This window comes from Arthrobacter sp. K4-10C, assembly GCF_059090085.1.
In genome coordinates this window covers 133,777-150,919 of the sequence record NZ_JBNHFI010000008.1, presented here as the reverse complement: position 1 = coordinate 150,919, position 17,143 = coordinate 133,777, and the positions used below count along the sequence as shown (strand labels likewise).

The window sequence follows — 17,143 nt, the reverse complement described above, 5'->3', positions numbered from 1 at the left end:
CCCCAGGCGGAACAGGACCACTGCCGGCTGGTTAGGGCTGGACCATGACCCGGGTACGCGCCGTCTGGAAGTACACCTTCTCGGCCGGGCCGGCATTGTTGCGGCCGCTGATTGAGCGGCGGATCGAGGCGTTAGCCCGGGCGTACGAGGATCCGGCGCTGGTGGCTGAGTTCAGGGCAACCCTCAGGGAACAGTGATGACAGCCACCGCGTGCTGCGTGCCGTCGCGCAATTCCACGCTCGAAATACTGCCCAGCTGGATGGGCGTGGCACCGGTGACCCGCGCCCTGCCGCTGGGGGTTGCCGTCCACGAGCAGGCCCGATCTTCACCGCCGGCGCGGTCCCGGACCCACAGCGACAGCGTTCCGTCCTGGGGCAGGCTGCTGCCGTTCACTGCCAGCTCTGTTCCCCAGGTCTTCCGGGCCAGGTCGATGCTGAACTGCAGTCCTGCCCCTGACTGCACCGAATACGTGGCGTCGGGCTGCTCGGGCCGGGCCAGCAACGGTCCACCCACGATTCCCAAGGCAAGGCAGGCGGCGGCGACGGCACCGACCAATGCCGCCCACCGCCGTCGGGAGGTCCGACGGCGGCGCGCCAGCTTGGCAAGAAGCGGCGGCGAAGCGGGGGCGTCGGGAGCGGCACTGAGGCTGGAGACGACGGTCAGCGCCACCGCATCCGGAACGGGAAGGGCGTCCAGGAGGACGGGCAGCGTCTCGAGTCCCGCCAGTTCCTCCCGGCAGGCGGGGCAACGCGGAAGGTGTGCTTCAAAAGCTTCCCGGTCCACCGCGTCAAGGCCGCCCAGGAGATAGGCGCCGAGCAACTGGTGGGGATCCGCGCTGTTCACCGTTCCACCCCCATCTCGTCCAGGATGGTCCGCAGTGCCCGCACCGCATAAAAAGCGCGCGACTTCACGGTTCCGCTGGGGATGTTCAGCTGCACAGCAGCTTCGTTAACGGTGAACCGGCGGTAGTGCAGGGCCACCAGGACATCCCGGTGCTCCCTGCTCAACCGGAGCAGGGCTTCTTCGACCAGCACCCGGTTGAGCAGCTCATCCACTTTCTCCATGACTTCGGCGGGATCCGTGAGGCTGCTCTCGAGGGATTCCGGCCGGCGCTGGGCGCGGCGGTAATTGTCGATCATGATGTTCCTGGCGGTCCGGTAAAGGTAGCTGCGCAGGCTGCCGTTGATCTCCGGTGCATGCTGCCACACCCGGAGCACAGTCTCCTGGACCACGTCCTCGGCCAGTTGGGCGTCCCGTGAGGCACTCATGACGAAACGGCGGAGGGCGGGGCCGTGTTCGCGGTAGATGGACTCCACCACGTCCTCATCGAGCGGCATGACGTCCCTCCCGCCTGGCCCGGCCCATTCCTGCTTACCACCTGAAGACGCCGCCGGCGGGGAAAAAGTTCAAACCCGCGGGGCAACTGCTGTGAACCATTCTTCACCCGGATGCGTCATAGGGGTTAGCGTCCGGTGATCAGACGCCGGGCCCAGCCAAGGAGCAACCCCATGAAACACCACTTGGGCGCAGGCCTCGCCATCCTTGCCCTTTCCGCGGCGCTGACTGCCTGCGGCGGCAGCACCGGAACCGCGCCCGCGGACACCAGCCCGGCCGTGACCTCGGGCGCGCCACCTGCTTCTGCAACGGCACCAGCCGCGTCTGTGTCCCCGCCTTCTGCGACGCCGACCACCACCTCGGGTGCCGCCGTCGACCTTAAGACAGCGTCCTCAAGCGCCGGGGACATCGTGGTGGATGCAAAGGGAATGAGCGTGTACTTCTTCACGAAGGACGTGAAGGACTCCGGTACTAGTGCTTGCACGGATGCCTGCCTGGCCGCGTGGCCTCCCGTCCTCACAACGTCCGCCACGCCCGCGGCGGAAGGTGTCACGGGCGAACTCGGCACCATCACCACACCTGACGGCAAGCAGCAGGTCACCCTGAACGGCCTGCCGCTGTACTACTTCGCCCAGGACACCAAGCCCGGCGACATCCTGGGCCAAGGCGTCAACAACGTCTGGTACCTTGCCGACCCGGCGGGCGGCATGATCCAAATGGGCGGTGCCGGCTACTAGGGCGGCGTGTTGTGTGCGTAGCCGGCTGAGCTGAAAAGCGGGCCGCAGGCGCCTTTACCGCAGCGGGGCTGCGGGAAGCGTTTCAGGCAGAGGCAGATCCGACGGGCCTGGGACGGGCACCTGCGGCTGCTGGCCCACCCCGTCGGTGAGGTCTTCGGGAACGGCGGTGGGCAGGTCCTTTGCCGCGGGCATGTCCGCGTGCTTGCCCGGAGCGGCTGGCTCCCCGCCGCCCTTCGCGGGCGTTGCAGGAACGTCCGACGGCGCGGCCTCCGCGGGTTGCCCGGGCTGCGGGGCTGCGGCCGGTGCCGCGGGCGCCGTGGCCGGGGAGGCAGGGACCGGAGCCGCGGGTTCCTCCGCCTGGTTTCCGGCGGGAGCCGCCGGGACCGATCCGGTCACGAACGAGGTAACGGTGCGGTGGATGTGGCTGAACGAGTCCCGGAACCCCTGGTCCGAGGCGGCGGCAACAGCTCCGCCGGCTGACAGTGAGACCGCCACGGACAGTGCAGTGAGGGTGACGCGGCGCTTTGCCCGGCGCCGGGCTGCCAGTTCGTCGGCGGGAGCCGGCGCGGCCTGTGCAGAACCCACGGCGGCAGGACCAACGGCGGCAGGCGCCACCGCAGCCGCCGCCTCCGCGCGCTGCAGCAGGGCGGCGACTTCACCGGATGGTTCCGGGGCCGCGGCGCCCAGTGCGCGGAGCTGCAGGAGGGCGGGGCGGAGCTGGCCGTCGTCGTCCAGTTCCGCCTCCAGAAGCAGCTGGTCAACGAATGCGTCGCTGCGGGATCCTGCGGTGTCACTCATGATTCGCCTGGTTTCTTGTGAGCGTTTGTGCCTTGAGATTTTGAAGGGCCCTGCGTTGAAGCTGCTTGATGGCTCCGGTGCTTTTGCCCATGATGGCGGCTACCTGTTCGATGGACAGGTCCGCCACGACGCGCAGGGCCAGGACTTCCTGGTGTTCCTCGCTGAGCCCGTCGAGCATAGCCGCGGCTCCGGCATTCAATTCCAGGGCGTGTTCCTCCGCGGACGGAGTGGTCCGGCTGTCATGTTGCGGGTCGTACGGAGCCAGCTGGGGCCTGCGCTCCAGCCGGCGGTAGTGGTCCACCATGCGCGCATGGGCGATGGAGAAGATCAGTGATTTTGCGCCCTGCAGGCCGCCGGTCAACCCGTCGATCCTGGCATAGAAGGCCAGGAACACGTCCTGGGTGACCGCTTCGGGGTCGTCGACGCCCCGCGCCTTCAGGTAGCCCTGCACGGGACCCGCGAAGGACCGATAGGCAGCACCGAACAGCACAGCGGGATCTGTTCCGGCTGCGTTGTCGAATATGTGGGTTTCTTCTTGGGCCAGAGTGTCCAGCACCAGCGGCTCCCATCCCGGCACACGGCTCCAGCCGCTCCGGTTTTCCAACGTGGATTGCCAGCCCCCATGGTCGTTCAAGCTGCCCCGGTAACCGGCGGCAGCGCCGGACTGCAGGACCCCGACGGGGCGGGTTCCTGCAGTCCGTGGCGGCCGCAGCGGAAAACAGCTGCGGTCCACCCTAGCTAACCGAGGTTAGCGGACTGAAACCGAGGGGGCTTCCACTACGTTGCCGGCGTCAGCCGGAACCGCAGGTACGGCTGGTTCACCGTCGACACCCGGAACGGCGGGCAGGGCCGGAACTGCGGGAAGTTCGGGACGCTCGGCCTCAACGGCGGCGGAACCGGTGGCGGCGGCGTTGGCTTCAGCGGCAGCGCCGGCCCCGGCAACAACATCGGCGCAGTAGCTCTCAACATTTGCTTCACCGTCAGCGGCGATCACCAGTGAGGAGAAGGCTTCGGAGGAAGCGTTCAGGCCGCCGTTGGTGAAAGCGGTGCACAGGCCGAGGGCCGCGGCACCGGCTGCATCGACGGCGGTGTTGGCGGCAGCGGAGCCCGAGGCCTGCGCTGCAACGCTGTCATCGCTGACCGTCGTGCCGGCGTCAGCAGCAGCATCGGCGTCGGCGTCGGCGGAAGCGCCGGCATCGGCTGCAGCGTCTGTGGCGGCCTGTCCCTCAGCTGCCGCGTCGGCGGCCAGCTTGGGGGCGGGCGCACCGAAAAGTTCGTGGGCGGTCTGCTGGGCTTCGGCGGGGAGGGCACCGGAAACGGCAGCCACGCCGGTTCCGCCTACGGCCAGGGTGCCGGCAGCCAGGACTGAGGCTGCGGCTTTACTGCTGGCGAGAAGGGTGAACAAAGACATTAAGCACTCCAAACCTAGACAACTATCGGATTGGGCCCGGCTCGCGGACCCATCACCTCCTACATCGCCAGGGGCAACGGAAAGGTTACGGGTGTCTGGAAACTTTTTTTCGGAGCGGCCCCAACTCCGCCGGGGTGATTACGATCAATGCATGCCTGACACCGCCGATTCCCAGCAACCCGAACCCCAGCCACCCCAAGCGCTGGTTCCTGCCGTTGAGAAGACCGGCACCTGGCAGTCCATGGTGGACAACAACAAGTCATTGCTGGTGCGAAAGACCGGCAAGGACACGGCCTACTGGATGGAACAGGCGCGGGCCGCGGGCATCCGCAGCGACCGGGAGCTGCGCGACTGGATGCGCGACAACTTTGGCGTGACCGGCTATGCGCAGTACGCGGTGTCCTGGGAGATGTTCGGCTACCCGGAGTTCATGCTGCGGGACGCTGACGAGCTGATAGATGGCCAGTACGCCAACCACCCGCAGCTGCGGCCGATCGCGGACGCAATCCTGGCGTGGGCACTGGCCACGGAGGAGGTCCAGATCCAGATGCGCAAAGGCTACGTGTCCCTGCACAGCGCGCGCCGCAAATTCGCCCAGGTCACCCGGTCCACCAATACCGCCGTGGATGTCACCCTGCGGCTGGACCTTCCCGTACAGGGCCGGCTGGAAAAGATCCGGACCCGGCCGGACGACCCCTTCACCCTCCGCGTCCGCGTGACGTCCCCGGACCAGGTGGACGACGAACTGCTGGGTATTCTTGCTGCCGCCCTGGAGCAGAATTCCTAGGGTGCGCCGGGGCCGCCGTGCTGCAACAACGACCTCAGCGACAGCAGCCCCGGTCCGCCTGCCGGGCTCCTAGGCCTCGATCAGACCGGCGTCGGCCTCTTCAAACTCCACGGCGGCGACGATTTCGAGTGTCTTCGGGTTGATCATGAAGGCTTCGTCGTCCTCCTCGACCATCAGGAAGTCGCCGTGGTCGGTGGAGAAGTGCCAGGCCAGGGTCTTCCCGCCGTCGTGCATGTAGTTGGGGTCGCCCATGGTGATCCTGACGAGCTCGTAGCCGGCGATGCTGCAGAGCTCGCGGATGATGAGTTCGAAGTCGGGGGCGTCTTCCAGGGCCTCCGCCTCCGCCTTCGCCTGGCGTTCGGGCAGGTCCGGGATCTGGGCAACGAGCTGCTGGATGTAGGGGCCCACCTGCTCGTCGTCGAGTACCAGCAGGTCCGCCTGGCTGCGCAGCCAGGCGGCGTTGAGGGCGGTGATGTTTTCCCGCTCAAGAAGCTCCTCGAACTCGCCGTCGAGCTCCTCCATACGGAGGACGCCGTCTGGGGTCTCCTCCGTGTCATCCAGGCCGCCGTCCAGGTAGAACTCCTCTTCCTCTTCGGGCAGGTGGCCGTACGCCTCAACAGCCCTGTTGAAAAGATCCAGGTGGGCGGTTGCGCCCATGCCGGCCATGCCTTCGCGGATCAAGGTGTCGGTCTCCGCACGGTCAACGGCCATGAAGGCGTACTGCGCGAATCCGCCCTCCAGCGCCTGGGTGAGGTAGAAATCCACATAGTAGCTACGGACGGCCACGGGCGACATTTCCCCGGTATGCAGAAGAGCGGTGTGCATGGCGTCCACCACGCCCACGTTGGCCGCAACTGCCTCCTCATCGCTTGCTTCGATGCTGCTGCTGGTCAGAATGACGGGCTGCTGGCTGGTGATCATGGCAATCCTCACTGCTGTTCGCTCCTGGTGCTTGGGACGCTTTTCACGCTACGTGTGTGGGACGGCCGGGCCGTTGAGGAGGAAGTGAACGTCAAGCGAAGTTTTCATCTTCGCCGGACCTGCTGCCGGCAGCAGAGAGGTGGCTTGAACTCCCCTATGCGCAGCTATTGACCTGGTGCGAAGCGCATGAAAGCATATTGGTCAGTTGTGATACCGGTATCAAAGATATCAACAGCAACTATCCAAAAAGCGAAAGGACAGCCCGTGCTCGGCTTCAAAGAAGAGGAATTCCTCGCCCAGACCCGCAGTGCACTTGCGCTGCAGGGACACATCGAACGGTTCGTGGACTCTATTCAGGAGCGGGGTTTTGACAACCTCTTCCTCATCGGGGCCGGTGGCACATACGCCGCGATGCTGCCTTACGAACACTTCATCCGCTCACGTTCCACCCTTCCCGTGCGGGCAGCAATCGGCAAGGAGTTGATGCTGACCGGTGACCCGGCGTTCGGGCCCGGATCCATCGCCGTCTTTGCCTCTGTTTCCGGGACAACGGAGGACATCATCGAGGCGATTGAATTCGCCAAAGCCAAAGGCGCCTACACGGTCGGCTTCACCGGTTTCAATGACAGCCCCTTCGCCAAAGCTCTGGATGTCGCCCTGATCACCGAACCCAAGACCTGGCCGTTCGACATCCCTTTGCTGCTCCTGTCCACCCGCCTTCTGTCTGCGCGGGGAGAATTCGAGGGGTATGAAGAATTTGCGGGCGAACTCCAGACCGTCCCCGAAGTCCTCGTTGAGGTGGCACGCCAGGCAGAACCCGTGGCGGAAGCGTTCGCGGAACGGAACAAGGACGCGGACTACCACTTCCTCGTGGGCGCCGGCAACCTCTGGGGCTTCACCTACTTGTACTCAATGTGCATCCTCGAGGAAATGCAGTGGCTGCGCACCACGCGTGTGCACGGTGCCGAGTTTTTCCACGGCTCCCTGGAACTTATCGAGGAAGACACCAGCCTGGTGCTTTTCCTGGGCGAAGACGAGAGCAGGCCGCTCATGGAACGGGTGGTCAAGTTCGCCGAGAACTACAACAAGAACACCACCATCCTGGACACCAAGGACTATGAGCTGGCTGGTATCAGCGCACGGTTCCGGGGGCTTCTGGCGCCATTGGTTCTGGACACCGTGGCGGACCGGATCAGCAAGCACCTGGAACGGGTCCGCAACCACTCGCTGGACCTGCGCCGGTACTACCGGGTCGTTGAATACTGACGGACCCCGTTGGCCGCGCCCTGGCCGGGGCGCGGCCAAACATCCGCCGCCCGGCAGGAGACACCGACGCCAAGACAGGATGAGCATGAAAGTAATTGGATTCGGGGACAACATCGTGGACCGCTTCCTGGACCGGGGAATCATGTACCCGGGTGGAAACTGCGTCAACTTTGCAGTCCTGGCACGCCGCCTCGGCCTGGAGTCCGCCTACATGGGTGTCTTCGGTTCCGATCCTTTGGGCGCCTTTGTCCGTTCCGCGGTGGAAGCCGAGGGAGTAGATGTCAGCAGGTGCCAGACCCGCCAAGGCCCTAACGGCGTCACTGAAATAAAGGTTATCGACGGCGACCGCATCTTCCTGGGCTGGAACGAAGGAGGTGTCACCATCAGCAAACCGTTCGTGCTCGGGGCTGAGCACCGGAACTACCTGGCGGCCGCAGCCCTTGTCCATTCGAGCGTCTACTCCGCCTCCGAAGACCAACTCCCGGCACTGCGGGCGGCCGGCCCCTTGGTGAGCTTTGATTATTCCTGGGAGCCTGAGCGCCGGACGGACCAGTATTTGGTGCGCACGGCCCCGTTCGTGGATTTAGCCCTGTTATCGCTGGGAGACTCACCTTTTGAAGCTGTTGAACAAGAACTTGCCCGCTTTACAGCGGCCGGTGCCTCCCTTGCGGTTGCCACCAGGGGGCCCGCCGGGGCAGTGCTGTACGACGGCGAGCGCTTGTTCACGCAAGGAGCAGCACCAACGGACGCGCACAGATTCGTCGATACCATGGGCTGCGGAGACGCGTTCCTTACGGGATTGGTCGTGAGCCTCCTGCGGTCCGGATGGGCGCGGGAGGCCCCGCCAACCGCAGATTCCCTGCGTCGCGCCCTTGCTTTTGCCGCGGAAACGGCCGCGGAGCAGTGCTACGTGGAAGCTGCATTCGGGTACGGCCGTCGCGTCGCTGCAGCAACTAGGATCTGAAGCAGGGCTTGTCCTCATCGGAACCGCACCAGGGCGTTTCCAGACCAGAAAGGGAACCGGATGTCGCCGGATCATCAGCACGGGGGCGCTCCGACCATTTCGGAAGTTGCCGCTGCCGCTGGGGTTGGCAGGGCCACCGTCGCCCGTACCCTGGGCAATTACGGGTCGGTCAGTGATGCCACGCGTGCAAAGGTCCTGCTGGCTGCCGAACGGTTGGGCTATCAAGCCAACACACTGGCGCGCAGCATGAGCACCGGCATCACCAAGACGCTGGGCATTGTTCTTGCGGACGTGGCCAACCCCTTCTTTTCGGGGGTCCTCAGGGGCATCTCCGAAACAGCTAAACAAGCCGGTTACGATGCCATCATCCTAAGCACTGACGAGAAGCTGGAACTGGAACGCGACGCCATCAGGGTTTTGCTGGCCAAACAGGTTGACGGCCTCGTTGTGGCTTCAGCGGCGGGAAGGAACGACGACGTCTCGCACATCTCCACTGCGATGGAACGCGGAATACCGGTGGTCCTTATCGACCGCCTGGTGGACGGCCTGGATATCGACTCGGTGGTCATTGATAACCGGGAAGCCGCCCGCTCCGCCGTCGCGTCCTTGATTGCGAACGGCCACCAAAGGATCGCCTTCGCCTGGGGCCCGGTGACCCTAAGCCCCGCAACGGACCTGCAACAGATGCACAGCATCCTCGACGAGGCACTCTGGAGTGACGGGGAACGCCTTCGCGGTTATCTGGATGCCCTGGAAGAAGCCGGCATACCGTTCGATACTTCGCTGGTAACCCACGTCCTGAAAAATGAGAGACAGGCAACGAGGGCCATCGGCGGGATGCTGGCCCTGGCCGATCCCCCCACTGCCATCTTCACCACGGAAACCGAGGCAACAGTGGGCGCCCTCCATGCACTCCGCACGCACAACCGCCGGATCCTCAAGGACGTGTCCCTCATCGGCTTCGATGACAGCCCTTGGGCCGCAGTCATGGAGCCACCCCTGACCATGATCCAGCAGCCCATGCGCGAGCTGGGCGCCGCGGCTGCACAGCAGCTCCTCGCCCGCATCGGCGGTGATTCCTCCGCGCCGAGGAAACATGTACTTCCCTCCACCCTCATTGCCCGGTCTTCCGACGGCCCTGCGCCTTCACGCACAGCCGAATAAACCGCCGCCAAGTATTTCCTCCGGAAACCCTTCCCCGGGGCGGCGAATCATGGTTCACTGTGGTACCGGTATCACTTATTACCAAAACTCACTCTTGGCGTAGGCGCCACCCAACGGAGGGCGGCGCTCTTCGTTCCGTGGACCTCGGCTCTTCAGCCATCCGAGCGAAAGTAGAAAACCATGCGGAAAAGCACGCACATAATGACAGCCCTGCTGGCGGGCGCAGCCCTTGCTTTGAGCGGTTGCGCCGGCGGGAGCGAGCCTGCTGCACAGTTGGATCTGCAGAAAGCGCCCGAGTACTCGGGGACCCTGAGCATCCTTACCAAATTCGGCGGCGATCCCCTCGAACCTTACTTCGAAGACCTGGCAGCGGAGTACACCAAGCTCCACCCGGAGGTCTCCTTCGAACTCATTCAGGAAACCGACCAGAGCATCAAGGACAAAACCAAGACCCTCACCGCATCCCAGGCCCTGCCGGACATCTACTTCACGTGGGCGGGGAACTGGGCAGACAACTTCATCAACGGTGGCCTTGCAGCGGACCTGACGCCGGCTATCGCCCCTGGAACCGACTGGGGAAACACTTTCGGCGAGTCTTCACTCAAGGCCTTTGAGAAGGACGGCAAGTACTTTGCCGTTCCCCTGTACAACAACGGTAAATTCATGGGCTACAACCAGAAAGTCTTTAAGGACTTGGGCCTCAACCCGCCGTCTACCTTCGAGGAACTGATCTCCTCCTGCTCAGTACTCAAAGGGGCCGGCTACGAACCTATTGCCTTTGGGAACAAGGACGGCTGGCCGGGCCTGCACTACCTGCAGCAGTTGTTCGCCTATGAGGTGCCTGCTGAAGAATTGGAAGCCGATTTCGACCCCCAAACGGCGAAGCTAGAGAATCAGGGCTACCTCCGGGCCATGGAGCAGTTCACGGAACTCATCAACGAATGTACCGGCAGCGGCAGGGACTCAAACGGGGTCCTCTACACCACAGCCCAGCAGGCACTGGCTACGGGTGCCGCCGGAATGTACTACCAGGAGGTCCTCGAATTCGACACAACCGCCTCGGACGGATCCAGGCTCAAGAACGACGGTCTGGGCATCTTCAGGCTGCCGCCCTCAGCCGGGGCGAAGGGCGACACAAAGGCAATTGAAGGTTCGCCGGAGGGATACCTGATCAATCCCAAATCGAAGAACGCGGCACTGGCTGTCGACTTCATGAAATTTGCCACGAGCAAGGAGAACGCCACTAAGCTTTCATCACCGCCGTACGGCCAGCCCAGCGCTGTCAAGGGCGCGGTCTCAGAGCAGAACTCAACCGGACCGGTGGTCGAAGGCATCAAGCAGGTGAATGAAGCATCCGACGCCATCATTTGGCTGGATTCAGTCACCGTTCCCGAGGTGGCCGACGCCTGGCTGGCAGGCGGCGAAGCCCTCGTCGCCGGGACCCAGTCCCCGCAACAGGTCCTTGACGCTGTACGTTCCGCTTCCAACTCAGCCAGGTAGCGGATCCTGCCATGACAGTTTCCAACGCGATCCGGAGGCCGGCGCCTTCGGCCTCCGGATCCGATGCGAGAGGCCTCCCCAGCGGCCGGCAACGGCCCGGGAGTAAGGCCCCCCGGTGGCGCAACATGGTGTGGGTCCTGCCTGCAGTTGTGCTCCTTTGTGTCTTCTGCTATCTGCCACTCGTGCAGAATTTGGGCTTCAGCCTGCTCAAGTGGGACATCTACAGCGGCCGGCAGACCTTTGTTGGTGCCGACAACTACCTCAAGATGCTCAATGACCCGATCTTCTGGAGATCGCTCGCCAACAACACCCTTTACGCCGGGATCTCAATCATCTTCCAGGTGTTCGGAGCGCTGGTTCTGGCAGCTCTCGTGGAGGGACTGCCCAGCCCGCGGTGGCGGGGTGCCCTCCGGGCAATCTACTTTGTTCCCTCCGCTATTTCCCTTACCGTGGCCGGGCTCCTGTTCTATTTCATCTATGAGCCGCGTATGGGCATCCTGAACGCCGCGCTTGAGACCTTGGGGCTGGGAAACTTCGCGCAAGCCTGGCTCGGCCAGGAGAACACCGCGATCTTCGGCATCATCGCCATGAGCCAATGGCAGGGCTTCGGCTACTGCACCCTGCTCTTCGCAGTGGCGCTGCAGCGTATTCCCTCCGAGCTTTTCGAGGCGGCGTCAATCGACGGCGTTGGCCCCGTCCGCCGGTTCTTCTCTATTTCCCTGCCCCTTGTCCGCGAGATGAGCAGCCTGATGATGATAGTGACTGTCTCAGGGGCGTTCCAGGTTTTCAACGAGGTGATGGTCATGACCACAGGTGGCCCCAACAATTCCAGCCAGGTCCTGGGCACCTGGCTCTACCGCAGCGGTTTTGTCCGCAATGACTTCGGCTACGCCGCGGCCATCGCCACCGCAGTTTTCGTCATCACGCTCGTCCTCGCAGTACTCCAGCTCCGGCTGGCCAAGCGCAGGAGGGTGGAATGGTGACGCGCGCTTCAGTGCTGATGCTCCTGGGACGGGTTTTTGTCCAGGCGTTCCTGGTGGCCCTGGCCATCGTTGTCATCTACCCCTTGCTGTGGATGCTGCTGAACGGGGTGAAATCGAATTCCGAACTGTTCGCCAATCCGTTTGCGCTTCCGGAAACCTGGCGGTGGGAAAACTACGTGACCGCCTGGAACCGCGGCGTGGGCGACTACCTCACCACGAGCGTGCTTGTCACGGTGGCCTCCACCGTAGCCACAGTGCTGATCAGTGCTTGGGCTGCCTACGGCCTGACCAGGGTCAAGATTCCCTTCAACCGGACCATCCTGATTCTGATCCTGGCCGGGTTGATGCTGGCGCCGACTGTGGCCCTGATTCCCCTGGTGAAGATGTTCCAGGCCCTGGGCCTCTACAACAGCTTCTGGGCGCTGCTTATTCTTTACACCGCCTTCCGGGTTCCGTTCACCACCTTCCTGATCCGTGCCTACATGCTGGATTTGCCGTTGGAGGTGGATGAGGCCGCTTCCGTGGACGGCGCCTCCAAGGCACGGGCGTTCTGGCAGGTCATCCTGCCGATGTGCCGGCCAATCATCATCTCCACCATCCTGCTCAACGTACTCTTCACCTGGAATGAGTACCTTTTCGCCATGATCTTCACCAGCGGCGGGGCGCTGCAGACGCTGCCGGTGGGACTTACCAATCTCATGGCCAAACACGGCACGGACTACCCGGTGGTGTTTGCGGGAATGGCCATCGCCGCCGTCCCCGTGATCGTGCTCTTCTTCGCAGGCCAGCGGTATTTCATCCGTGGCCTGGCAGACGGTGTGGGGAAGTGATGATGGCCGGTTTCAGCCTGGACCAGGTCTGCGGCTCCAACTTCGCGTACCAGCACCACACCCTCGAGCGTTGCCTGGACGACATGGTGGAGCTGGGGCGCACCAGGGTGGAGCTGTGGGGCATAGCGCCCCACCTGCACCTTCCGGATGCAGACGGGCACCGGGTGAAGCAGGTACGGAGGCTGCTGCGTGAACGTGACCTCTCTGTGGCCTGCCTGACGCCTGAGCAGGTGGCCTACCCGGTCAACATCGCTTCAGGCGAGGCATGGCTGCGGGAGGGCAGCGTGCAGCTTTTCCTCCGGGCTGCCGAAATATGCAGCGACTTGGAATCGCCGCTTTTGTTCCTCACCTCCGGCCGCGGCTACGAGGACGAGCCGCCGGAACCCGCCTGGGAACGGAGCGTCCTTGCCCTGCAGGCGATCACCGAACGGGCCTCAGAACTGGGAGTCGCCTGCGTATTGGAACCGCTCCAGCGGGTGGAGTCGAATCTGGTCACCGATCTGTCATCGCTTGAACGCATGGTCAAGGACGTGGGGCATCCTGACCTTGGGGTGGCGATCGACACTGTGGCATTGGCAGTGGCAGGAGATGCGATCAGTGCCTACGGGGGGTCTTTTGGGAAAAGGGTGCGGCACGTACACCTGGTTGATGGCTCACCCGCCGGTCACTTGGCATGGGGAGACGGAAACCTGGACCTGACGGCTGTACTGCGTGAACTGGGGCAGCTGGAGTACACCAAATCGTTCACGTTTGAACTATTTGGCGACGGCTCGTACACGCTGGAACCGCGCAGCTCCTTCCAGAAGTGCCTCAGCGCATTCAGGGACAGCGCCGCACAGCTTCAGCAGGCACACCATGGCTAGCACGCCGTGGACTGGTATCTGACCAAACCGTCCCAGTCGAGGGGAAGGCGGCACACGCCTCCCGCGCCGGCGAACTAAGATGGATCAGATAACCAACCACCGGACGCGGTTCCGCCGTGTCCTGCTGAAAGTAGCGCGCACCATGCCATCCCAACCGGACGAGAGTGCGGCACTGGCGATTCAGACCCCCGCCATCAACGACCGCTCCCTGGCCGCGGGGCTAGCCTACGCCATGGGCAGCCGCGTCTCCGGGATATCTTTCGACGCCGGCACCGGGCTCATGCTGGGGAAGGTCCGGGGAGGTGCCGACGTTCCTTACTCCACCACCGCCAAGCTGGTCCGCAGGGGCGGCGGCTGGAGCTGCACGGTGGGCGTTTGCAGCTGCCCCGTCCGGAAGGACTGCAAGCACGTTGCGGCGCTCCTTTTTGCAGCGGAGGACAACCCGGCCATCCGCGTCCAGCTGCTGTCCCCGGGAGTTGCCACCCAGGTGGCGCGCCAGCCTTCAGGCACTGCTCTCCCGGACTGGGAGCAGGCCCTCAGCCCGCTTATTTCGCAGCCGGGAAATACCCCCGCCACCAACGGCGTCCCGCTGGCGCTCCAGTTCGAGATCGAGGAACCGGCACCGCACTTTTCCTACACGGGCCGGCTCGATCCGGTCCGCAGCGTCCGCCAGCTGAAAGCCCGCCCGGTGATCATGGGCGCCAAGGGCAAGTGGATCCGCGGCGATGTCTCGTGGAACACCCTGAGCTACTTGAATTTCCGCCGCGAATGCAACGAGGCGCATATCGAGTGGATGCAGGAGTTCCTGGCCGCGCACTCCGCCTCGGCCAGCCGGATGCACAACTCAGCCGGCCTGTGGCTGGGACTGAATTCATACTCCGGGAAGAACCTGTGGAGCCTGCTGTCCGATGCCCGGAAGATCGGACTCGCGCTGGTCAACCCGCGCGGCACTGAGCCGGTCCAGGTCGCCGAGGCCCCTGCCGCCGTCGGACTTAATCTCGCAAGGTACGGCACGCCGGCAGGCGCTGTCCCAGGCGGTGCAGCGCAACAGGATACCTCCGACGACGGCGGGCTGGAACTTTCGCCCACCATCACGGTGGAGGGCGTCGAGGTTGATCCGGCGTCGGTGGGGACGATCGGACGGCCGGCGCACGGACTGTTCTTCACCACCGGTGATGCCGCGCTGCCTGGCGTGCCCGACCCTGACGGCGTCATCACCCTCGCACCGCTGGAGGGGGGCTTGAGCGAGGAGCTCCTGGCGTTCGTCACCGCCGGCAGCACCCTGCAGATCCCGGCCAAGGACGAATCGCGGTTCCTCACCGGGTTCTATCCAAAGCTCAAGCAAAAGGCCAGGGTTACTGCGCGGGACGAGTCGGTTGAGCTCCCTGCCCTTGCCGTTCCCACCCTCTCGCTCCTGGCGAACTACGGTGCCGACCACCGCGTGCGCCTGCACTGGGAGTGGCACTACAAGAGCGGAAACCTGGTCACCGCCCAGCCGTTGTGGCGGCACCCCGGCGACCACGGCTACCGCGACGACGCGGCAGAAGCCCGCATCCTGGAAGGCATCGGCCAGCCGTGGGAGCTGGTTCCTTCCCTTGGCGAGTCCGCAACCGGCGGCTGGGGCACTCCCCGGCTGGCCGCGTCGGCCGAGCTGAAGGGCCTTGACACACTGGCCTTCACCGAGGAAGTGCTGCCCCGGCTCCGCCAAGCCGCTGACGTTGAGGTGGAAACTGCAGGTGACATCGCAGACTACCGCGAAGCCGAGGAAGCGCCGGTGGTTTCCATCTCCACCAAGGCCACTGAGCAGCGCGACTGGTTCGACCTGGGAATCCAGATTTCCCTCGAGGGCCAGCCTGTCTCCTTCGCTGCCGTATTCTCCGCGCTGGCCGCGGGCCAGACCAAGATGCTGCTGCCCAGCGGCGCGTATTTCTCCCTGGACCTGCCGGAGCTGCACCAACTGCGGGCGCTGATCGAGGAGGCGCGGTCGCTGCAGGACAACAAGGACGCTCCGCTGCAGATCAGCCGCTTCCAGGCGGGGCTGTGGGACGAGCTGGCACAGCTGGGGATCGTGGACCAGCAGGCTGCCGCCTGGCGTTCGGCCGTGGGTGGCCTCCTGGAGGGCGGCACCGACGGGCTGCCGCTGCCGGCCTCGCTGAATGCAGAACTCCGGCCCTACCAGCTGGAGGGCTTCAACTGGCTCACCTTCCTGTACAAACACAGCCTGGGCGGCATCCTTGCCGACGACATGGGCCTCGGAAAGACCATCCAGGCGCTCGCATTGATGTGCGCGGCGAAGGAGCAGGCCGCCGCTGCCTCCAGCGAGCCCCCCGCCGTGGTGCCCTTCCTGGTGGTTGCCCCCACCAGCGTGGTGGGAAACTGGGCGGCCGAAGCGGCCCGCTTCGCTCCCGGGCTCAAGGTCCAGGTGGTGGGTGAGACGTTTGCCAAGAGCGGGCAGGATCCGAAGGCTGCCCTGGCGGATGCCGACGTTGTCATCACGTCCTATGCACTGTTCCGCATCGACTATGACGCCTACGCCTCCCGGGCCTGGGCCGGGCTGGTGCTGGACGAGGCGCAGTTCGTGAAGAACCACCAGTCCAAGGCCTACCAGTGCGCGCGCAAGCTGCCCGCCTCGTTCAAGCTGGCCATCACCGGCACCCCGCTGGAGAACAACCTCATGGAATTCTGGGCTTTGACGTCGATTGTGGCACCGGGCCTCTTCTCCAGCCCCAAGCGCTTCGCGGAGTACTACCAGAAGCCGGTGGAGAAAAACGGCGACAAGGGGCAGCTGGACAAGCTCCGGCGTCGGGTCCGTCCGCTGATGATGCGCCGCACCAAGGACCAGGTGATCAAGGACCTGCCGCCCAAGCAGGAGCAGATCCTCGAGGTGGTGCTGAATCCGCGGCACCAAAAGGTCTACCAGACGCATCTGCAGCGCGAGCGGCAGAAGATCCTGGGTCTGATTGAGGACGTGAACAAGAACCGGTTCACCATCTTCCAGTCGCTGACCTTGCTCAGGCAGCTTAGCTTGGACGCATCCCTGGTTGACCCTGCCCTCACAGGCATCCGATCGAGCAAGCTGGACGTTTTGTTCGAACAGCTCGAGGACCTGGTGGCGGAAGGCCACCGGGCACTGATCTTCAGCCAGTTCACCGGATTCCTGGGAAAGGTACGCGAGCGGTTGCAGGCGGAGGACATCGAGTACTGCTACCTCGACGGCGGCACCCGCAACCGCGCGGATGTGGTCAGCGAGTTCAAGAACGGCAGTGCCCCGGTGTTCCTGATTTCGCTGAAGGCCGGCGGTTTCGGGCTGAACCTCACCGAGGCCGACTACGTCTTCCTGCTGGATCCGTGGTGGAACCCGGCGTCGGAGGCGCAGGCCGTGGACCGGACGCACAGGATCGGGCAGGCCCGCAACGTGATGGTCTACCGCCTGGTTGCCAAGGACACCATCGAGGAGAAGGTCATGGCGTTGAAGGCCCGGAAATCGCAGTTGTTCGCCGACGTCATGGAGGGCGATGCCCTTGCCGGCGGTGCCATCACTGCCGAGGATCTTGCGGGGCTGTTCAAAGAGTAGGGGCGCAGCT

17 protein-coding genes are annotated in these 17,143 nt (G+C 64.3%); 11 read left to right on the top strand and 6 right to left on the bottom strand.

Annotated elements, in window-relative coordinates:
• The first annotated feature begins 44 nt into the window (after positions 1–44).
• The gene (locus AC5RUU_RS12910; protein ID WP_493975600.1) at positions 45–197 is read left to right on the top strand and encodes a hypothetical protein; all 153 of its coding nucleotides are present in this window, start codon (positions 45–47) and stop codon (positions 195–197) included.
• Here AC5RUU_RS12910 and AC5RUU_RS12905 read toward each other — a convergent pair.
• Both AC5RUU_RS12905 and AC5RUU_RS12900 read right to left on the bottom strand, forming a co-directional pair.
• A complete protein-coding gene (locus AC5RUU_RS12905; RefSeq protein ID WP_493975599.1) occupies positions 184–843 on the bottom strand; it encodes an anti-sigma factor family protein in 660 nt (219 codons plus the stop codon). The two genes, AC5RUU_RS12910 and AC5RUU_RS12905, sit on opposite strands and share 14 nt — an antisense overlap.
• Positions 840–1,337 carry a sigma-70 family RNA polymerase sigma factor gene (locus tag AC5RUU_RS12900; RefSeq protein ID WP_493975598.1) on the bottom strand — a complete coding sequence of 166 codons (498 nt, stop codon included), beginning with the start codon at positions 1,335–1,337 and terminating at the stop codon, positions 840–842. The genes AC5RUU_RS12905 and AC5RUU_RS12900 overlap by 4 nt, the downstream gene beginning before the upstream one ends.
• Positions 1,338–1,508: 171 nt before the next feature.
• Between AC5RUU_RS12900 and AC5RUU_RS12895 the strand changes: the two genes are divergently transcribed.
• Positions 1,509–2,072: a COG4315 family predicted lipoprotein gene (locus AC5RUU_RS12895; protein WP_493975597.1), complete on the top strand. Its 564-nt coding sequence runs from the start codon at positions 1,509–1,511 to the stop codon at positions 2,070–2,072.
• A 54-nt stretch (positions 2,073–2,126) separates the two neighbouring features.
• Here AC5RUU_RS12895 and AC5RUU_RS12890 read toward each other — a convergent pair whose 3' ends face one another.
• The 3 genes from AC5RUU_RS12890 to AC5RUU_RS12880 form a co-directional block, all read right to left on the bottom strand.
• Positions 2,127–2,870 carry a hypothetical protein gene (locus AC5RUU_RS12890; protein WP_493975596.1) on the bottom strand — a complete coding sequence of 248 codons (744 nt, stop codon included), beginning with the start codon at positions 2,868–2,870 and terminating at the stop codon, positions 2,127–2,129.
• A complete protein-coding gene (locus AC5RUU_RS12885; RefSeq protein ID WP_493975705.1) occupies positions 2,863–3,426 on the bottom strand; it encodes an RNA polymerase sigma factor in 564 nt (187 codons plus the stop codon). The genes AC5RUU_RS12890 and AC5RUU_RS12885 overlap by 8 nt, the downstream gene beginning before the upstream one ends.
• A gap of 192 nt (positions 3,427–3,618) precedes the next feature.
• A complete protein-coding gene (locus AC5RUU_RS12880; RefSeq protein ID WP_493975595.1) occupies positions 3,619–4,281 on the bottom strand; it encodes a protein tyrosine phosphatase in 663 nt (220 codons plus the stop codon).
• A 151-nt stretch (positions 4,282–4,432) separates the two neighbouring features.
• Here AC5RUU_RS12880 and AC5RUU_RS12875 point away from each other — a divergent pair, with 151 nt between their 5' ends.
• Entirely contained in the window at positions 4,433–5,068 is a 636-nt protein-coding gene (locus AC5RUU_RS12875) for a DUF5655 domain-containing protein (protein WP_493975594.1), read from the top strand.
• 69 nt (positions 5,069–5,137) lie between these two features.
• On the opposite strand, the gene AC5RUU_RS12870 is transcribed toward AC5RUU_RS12875, so the two are convergent.
• Positions 5,138–5,989 (bottom strand): DMP19 family protein, encoded by an 852-nt coding sequence (locus AC5RUU_RS12870; protein WP_493975593.1) that lies wholly within the window; start codon positions 5,987–5,989, stop codon positions 5,138–5,140.
• Positions 5,990–6,253: 264 nt separating this feature from the next.
• On the opposite strand from AC5RUU_RS12870, the gene AC5RUU_RS12865 reads away from it, so the two are divergent.
• The 8 genes from AC5RUU_RS12865 (at position 6,254) to AC5RUU_RS12830 (ending at position 17,133) form a co-directional block, all read left to right on the top strand.
• Positions 6,254–7,255: an SIS domain-containing protein gene (locus AC5RUU_RS12865; RefSeq protein WP_493975592.1), complete on the top strand. Its 1,002-nt coding sequence runs from the start codon at positions 6,254–6,256 to the stop codon at positions 7,253–7,255.
• 85 nt (positions 7,256–7,340) lie between these two features.
• Positions 7,341–8,219 carry a PfkB family carbohydrate kinase gene (locus AC5RUU_RS12860; protein ID WP_493975591.1) on the top strand — a complete coding sequence of 293 codons (879 nt, stop codon included), beginning with the start codon at positions 7,341–7,343 and terminating at the stop codon, positions 8,217–8,219.
• Positions 8,220–8,279: 60 nt separating this feature from the next.
• A complete protein-coding gene (locus AC5RUU_RS12855) occupies positions 8,280–9,383 on the top strand; it encodes a LacI family DNA-binding transcriptional regulator (RefSeq protein WP_493975590.1) in 1,104 nt (367 codons plus the stop codon).
• Positions 9,384–9,584: 201 nt separating this feature from the next.
• Positions 9,585–10,883, top strand: coding sequence for an ABC transporter substrate-binding protein (locus AC5RUU_RS12850; RefSeq protein ID WP_493975589.1), 1,299 nt, complete (start codon positions 9,585–9,587; stop codon positions 10,881–10,883).
• Between the two features lie 182 nt (positions 10,884–11,065).
• Positions 11,066–11,866 (top strand): carbohydrate ABC transporter permease, encoded by an 801-nt coding sequence (locus AC5RUU_RS12845; RefSeq protein WP_493975588.1) that lies wholly within the window; start codon positions 11,066–11,068, stop codon positions 11,864–11,866.
• Entirely contained in the window at positions 11,860–12,696 is an 837-nt protein-coding gene (locus AC5RUU_RS12840; protein ID WP_493975587.1) for a carbohydrate ABC transporter permease, read from the top strand. The genes AC5RUU_RS12845 and AC5RUU_RS12840 overlap by 7 nt, the downstream gene beginning before the upstream one ends.
• Before the next feature lie 2 nt (positions 12,697–12,698).
• The gene (locus AC5RUU_RS12835) at positions 12,699–13,559 is read left to right on the top strand and encodes a sugar phosphate isomerase/epimerase family protein (RefSeq protein ID WP_493975586.1); all 861 of its coding nucleotides are present in this window, start codon (positions 12,699–12,701) and stop codon (positions 13,557–13,559) included.
• Positions 13,560–13,701: 142 nt separating this feature from the next.
• On the top strand, positions 13,702–17,133 hold the full coding sequence (locus AC5RUU_RS12830) for a DEAD/DEAH box helicase (protein ID WP_493975585.1): 3,432 nt from the start codon (positions 13,702–13,704) through the stop codon (positions 17,131–17,133).
• Positions 17,134–17,143: the final 10 nt, after the last annotated feature.